This is a genomic window from Victivallis sp., from assembly GCF_048170485.1.
GTDB lineage: Bacteria > Verrucomicrobiota > Lentisphaeria > Victivallales > Victivallaceae > Victivallis.
Genome location: NZ_DBEXAY010000242.1, coordinates 1 through 4,764 on the forward strand (window position 1 = coordinate 1; position 4,764 = coordinate 4,764).

The 4,764-nt window shown below is 65.2% G+C and carries 5 protein-coding genes; 2 read left to right on the forward strand and 3 right to left on the reverse strand.

Annotation, left to right across the window (positions count from 1 at the left end):
* The first annotated feature begins 81 nt into the window (after positions 1-81).
* A complete protein-coding gene (locus tag ACMLHG_RS12725) occupies positions 82-1,302 on the forward strand; it encodes a class I SAM-dependent RNA methyltransferase (RefSeq protein ID WP_417170726.1) in 1,221 nt (406 codons plus the stop codon).
* Positions 1,295-1,975 carry a RadC family protein gene (gene radC, locus ACMLHG_RS12730; RefSeq protein WP_294434784.1) on the forward strand — a complete coding sequence of 227 codons (681 nt, stop codon included), beginning with the start codon at positions 1,295-1,297 and terminating at the stop codon, positions 1,973-1,975. The genes ACMLHG_RS12725 and radC overlap by 8 nt, the downstream gene beginning before the upstream one ends.
* A gap of 18 nt (positions 1,976-1,993) precedes the next feature.
* On the opposite strand, the gene ACMLHG_RS12735 is transcribed toward radC, so the two are convergent.
* The 3 genes from ACMLHG_RS12735 to ACMLHG_RS12745 are packed head-to-tail and all read right to left on the reverse strand — an operon-like array spanning position 1,994 to position 4,562.
* Entirely contained in the window at positions 1,994-2,593 is a 600-nt protein-coding gene (locus tag ACMLHG_RS12735; protein ID WP_417170727.1) for a 2-dehydro-3-deoxy-6-phosphogalactonate aldolase, read from the reverse strand.
* 45 nt (positions 2,594-2,638) lie between these two features.
* Complete coding sequence (locus ACMLHG_RS12740; RefSeq protein WP_294434780.1) at positions 2,639-3,388, reverse strand: SDR family NAD(P)-dependent oxidoreductase; 750 nt, start codon at positions 3,386-3,388, stop codon at positions 2,639-2,641.
* A gap of 10 nt (positions 3,389-3,398) precedes the next feature.
* Positions 3,399-4,562, reverse strand: a complete 1,164-nt coding sequence (locus ACMLHG_RS12745) for a mandelate racemase/muconate lactonizing enzyme family protein (RefSeq protein WP_294434778.1) — start codon at positions 4,560-4,562, stop codon at positions 3,399-3,401.
* Between the last annotated feature and the right edge of the window lie 202 nt (positions 4,563-4,764).

Here is a 4,764-nt window from a genome sequence, read left to right on the forward strand (position 1 = left end):
TTTTTCATTATTTTTTCGCAATTTCGCAGAAATCAAGATATATTACCCGGCAATGCAACCACGAAAAGAGAGTCCGGAATCATGCAGATCGGCACCGAGTTTCAGTGTGAAATTGAGAAAACCGTATTCGGGGGCGACGGCCTGACCCGCTGTGACGGGGAGGTGGTGTTCCTCCCCCGCACACTGCCCGGAGAGCGGCTGATCGGCCGGATCACGGCAAAAAAGAAGAACTATTCGCGCGGCACGGTGGTCCGCTTCGGAGAGACCAGTCCGCGGCGGATCGAACCGGGATGCCCCTACTTCGGGCGCTGTCCCGGCTGCTGTTACCGCCACGCGGAATACGGGCTGGAGGCGGAGCTCAAGTCCGCCCAGCTGGCCGATCTGCAGGCCGGGGCGGGGATCGAGCCGGCGCCCGGCGTGGTCGCCCCCTTCGCCGCGCCGCTTCCCGCGGAGGGGTACCGCGACAAGATCGTCCTGCACGTCCACAAATCCGGCGGCCGGACCGAACTCGGCTATGTGATGGCGGACAACACAACCGTGACCGACATCGAGCGCTGTCCTCTGGCGCATCCGGAGATCAACGCCGAACTGGCCCGGCTCCGCGCCGACAAATCCTTTCTCCACTCCTTGCATGAGGGGATGGACGTCACCTTCCGCCGGACCGATCGCGACGGCGTGCGCTTCTGGCGCAACCGCCCGGCCGCCAACCTCACCTGGCTGCGCGAAACGGTTCCCTTCGGCGAACTGTCGGTGCCGTGCGGGAGCTTCTTCCAGGTGAATCCGGCGGGATGCGCGGTGCTGGTCGCCGAATTCGAAGCGGTGCTGGAGCGCCTTTCGCCGCACCGGGTGATCGATCTCTATTCCGGGGCGGGGCTGTTTGCCGCGGCCGCCGCACACCGCGGAATCGGCAACATTCTGGCGGTGGAGTCGGACGAAGCAGCCGCGGCGGCCTGCCGTTACAATCTGCGGCGGTACGGAGTGGCCGAGCCGGAGGTGGTCGCCGGGGACGCCGCCGACGCGTTCGGCCGGAGTCCGGAATCCGATCCGGCCGGGACACTGCTGGTGGTCGATCCGCCGCGCACCGGGCTGTCGCCGCAGGCGATGCGCAACCTGGTGGAGAGTCCGCTGCGGTTTCTGGTTTACATTTCGTGCAATCCCTCCACCTGGGTGCGGGATGCGCTCCGGCTGCAGAAGGGCGGATTTGAGTTGAACCATCTGCGCGGCGTCAACATGTTTCCGCGCACCGGTCACTTTGAACTCTTCAGTTTCTGGGCGAGAGAGCCGGAGGCGCGCCATGGCTGAGCGAGCCGGGTCGGTCGCCGGGCACCGCCGGCGGCTGCGGGAGCGGTTTCTGCGCGCCGGGCTGATCGGGCTGCAGGACTACGAGGCGCTGGAGCTGCTGCTGATGTTCGCCATTCCGCGCCGCGACGTGAAGCCGCTGGCCAAACTCCTGCTCGAACGCTACGGTTCGGTGGAGAAGGTGCTGGATGCACCGCCCTCCGAACTGCTTGAAATCGACGGCATCGGTCCGCACGCCGCCACGCTGATCGTACTGCTCAAACAGCTCTGCGCCGAATACCTCGAGCAGAAGGCGCGGAGCGTGGACGTGCTCGACTCCACCGGCAGAGTGGTCGATTTTCTGCGCATGAAGCTCGGCGGCGGGCGGAAGGAGACCTTCATGGTGCTCTTTCTGAACACGCAGAACCACCTCATCACCTATGAGACCTATCCGGGCACGGTGGACCGCGCGCCGGTCTATGCGCGGGAGATCGCCGAGCGGGCACTGCTGGCGCGGGCCAGCGGCGTGATCGCGGCGCACAACCATCCGTCGGGGGTCTGCGACCCGTCTCCGGACGACATCCGGCTCACCCGGAGCCTTGCGGCGGCGCTCTCGCCGCTCGGCATCTCCCTGTTCGACCACATCATCGTCACGCCGACCGCCTACCGCAGTCTGAAGGCGATGCGACTGCTCTGACGCGCTTCCGGCACCGTTTCAGGCGAGGAAGTTCCGGGCGGAGCGGCGCAGCTCCTCGACGCTCATTTCCGGGCGGAAGATGCCGATTCCGACGCCGAGCCCGTCGGCGGAAGCGAGGAAGGCGTCTCGGTTGGAGCGGTCGATGCCGCCGACCGCGAAGATCGGCAGCGGCACGACCGACTTCAGCACCCGGATGTTCTCCGGCGTGCCGCAGGGAAACGCCTTGAGCAGATCGGCACCGGCGTCGATTGCCGTGAAGGCCTCGGTCGGCGTCTGAAACCCGGGCAGTGAAAGCAACCCGAGTTCGACGGTCCGCCGGATCACCGCCGGGGAGGTGTTGGGCGAGATGATGTATTCACCGCCGACGCGGGCGACCTCCTCCACCGCCGCCGGGGTGAGGACGGTTCCGGCGCCGATGTGGACCTCCGTGCCGCGGAAATGTTTCGCGAGCAGAGCGATGGTTTCGAGTGCGCCGGGGGTGTTGAGCGGCACTTCGAGAAAACGGAGCCCTTCGCCGGCGAGCGCTTCGCAGGCCGGGAGGGCGATTTCACGGCGGAGGCCGCGCAGGATGACGATGATTTTTTCCGCGAGCATTTCACGGCAGAGCGGGTGGTTCATAGCGGAGCTCCTTTGTTATGTTGAGGCGGCAGGTTCCGGCCGGTTTCACGGCATGTAGACGCCGCCGTTGATGTTGAGAATTTCCCCGGTCACGTAGGGATTTCCCACGGCGAACCGGACCGCGGCGAAGATCTCCCCGGCGTCGGCGCCCCGTTTTACCGGAATCCGTCCGGTCATGGCGGCGGCCTCCTCCGGCGTGAGCCTGCCGGCGAGTTCGTCGGAGAGGATCATGCCCGGCGCGACGGTGTTCGCGGTGACGCCGTGCGGCGCGCCCAGTCCGGCGAGGGAGCGGGTCAGGCTGTGCAGGCCCGCCTTGGAGAGGGCGTATTCGACCATCGACCGCTTTGCGGACCGGTAGGCCCAGACGCTGGAGATGTTGACGATCCGGCCGCCGCCGCGCCTCTTCATCTGTTCGAGCGCGGCCAACCCGCAGAGGTAGGGACCTTTGAGATTGACGCCGATCACCGCGTCGAACCAGTCGCCGTCGGAGAGTTCCGGCGGGCGCTTGTAGGGGTCGATCCGCGCGTTGCAGACGAGGATGTCGAGCCCGCCGTACTGCTCTTCGATTTCAGCGAACGCCTTCTGCACCTCCGCTTCGCGGGAGATGTCGAACCGCTTCACCGCGGCACTGCCGCCCGCATTGCGGATTTTCGCGGCGACCGCTTCGGCCTTTTCGAGGTGATGGGCGCAGTTGACGATGACCTGCGCGCCCGCTTCGGCGAAGAGGCGCGACATGGTCGCTCCGAGTCCCTGCGAACCGCCGGTGACCAGAACCGTTTTTCCGTTCCATTCCATAGGGGACCTCCTACCAGTCGCTGACTGCGCCGTCCTCGCGGAAGAGGCGGGGCAGATGGATGCTGATCTTCGGATGGTTCCGGCAGAGTTCCTCGTTGAGTTCGATGCCCCAGCCGGGCTTTTGCGGCAGGTCGAGGAACCCGGCCTTGACCTGAAGCGGTTCGGTGATGACCTCGTTCCGCCAGTCGTTGAGGTGAAGCCGTTCCTGAATGAGGAAGTTCGGCGCGACCGCGTCGAGATGGGCGGAGATCACCGTCAACACCGGACTCATCGGGCCGTGCGGCGCGAGGAAGCCGGAGAAGGCGTCGGCGAGCGCGGCGATTTTGTACGCTTCGAGGAAGCCGTTGCAGTGAGCAAGGTCGGGCTGGACGACGCTGACCGCGCCGCACTCCAGCAGCCGCCGGAACTCCCAGCGCGATTCGAGCCGTTCCCCGGCGGCGATCGGCATCGGGAGCGCCCGGGCGACCCGCGCCATCGCCTCGACGTCAAGCTGGCTGACCGGCTCTTCGAAGAAGTAGAGCGAATACGGCTCCAGCGCGTGTCCGATGGCGATGGCCGAATCGGTGTCGTAGCGGCCGTGGCCGTCGAACATCAGCAGCCGGTCCGGGCCGATCGTCTCGCGGATGGCTTCCGCCGCCGTGGCGATGGTGCGGATGACGGCTGGGTCACGCAGCGGCCACGACGGGAGTGCAATGCTGAATTTGAAGGCGTCGTATCCGGCGGCGATCGCTTCGTGTGCCCGGTCGCGGATCACCGCCGGTTCCAGCGAGCCCCCGGTCCAGCCGTTGACGTAGACGCGGATCTTCTGCCGGTACGGGCCGCCGAAGAGCCGGCAGACTGGCACGCCGAGGCTTTTGCCGAGAATGTCCCAGAGGGCGAGTTCGACTCCGGCCACCGCGGAGCCCTTGACCACGCCGCCGCGCCAGAACTTCTGCCGGGTCATCACCTGCGCGAGGTATTCGATCCGGGTGGGATCTTCGCCGATCAGCAGCTCTTCGAGGTCGCCGAGCAGACTGACGATGGTCTGCGTGTAGCCGCCGAGTGACGCTTCGCCGAGCCCGGTGATTCCTTCATCGGTGTGGACTCGAACGAAGAGGTAGTTTTTGTTGGAGAGCCTGCCGGTGCCGGGGGTCGGCGCTCCGACCACCAGCGGTTCGATCCGGGTGATTTTCATGCGGGTTCCTCCCTGTTTCAAAATGGTTCCTGCTTACAAAATAGTGCGGAATCCGGCTTGAAACTATGAATATTCTGCTGTATTTTGGGTGTATTCGGTGAAAATGCGTATTTTTTTGGGGAACCGCGCGCGATCTATTGATAACTCTTCTCCCGTGGAGGAATCGATCATGAGAGACAACATTTCCGTGATTTTCCCGTAT

Coding starts and splice junctions, on each gene's coding strand:
- ACMLHG_RS12725 (WP_417170726.1), top strand. CDS start 82: ATGCAGATCGGCACCGAGTTTCAGTGTGAAATTGAGAAAACCGTATTC.
- radC (WP_294434784.1), top strand. CDS start 1,295: ATGGCTGAGCGAGCCGGGTCGGTCGCCGGGCACCGCCGGCGGCTGCGG.
- ACMLHG_RS12735 (WP_417170727.1), bottom strand. CDS start 2,593: ATGAACCACCCGCTCTGCCGTGAAATGCTCGCGGAAAAAATCATCGTC.
- ACMLHG_RS12740 (WP_294434780.1), bottom strand. CDS start 3,388: ATGGAATGGAACGGAAAAACGGTTCTGGTCACCGGCGGTTCGCAGGGA.
- ACMLHG_RS12745 (WP_294434778.1), bottom strand. CDS start 4,562: ATGAAAATCACCCGGATCGAACCGCTGGTGGTCGGAGCGCCGACCCCC.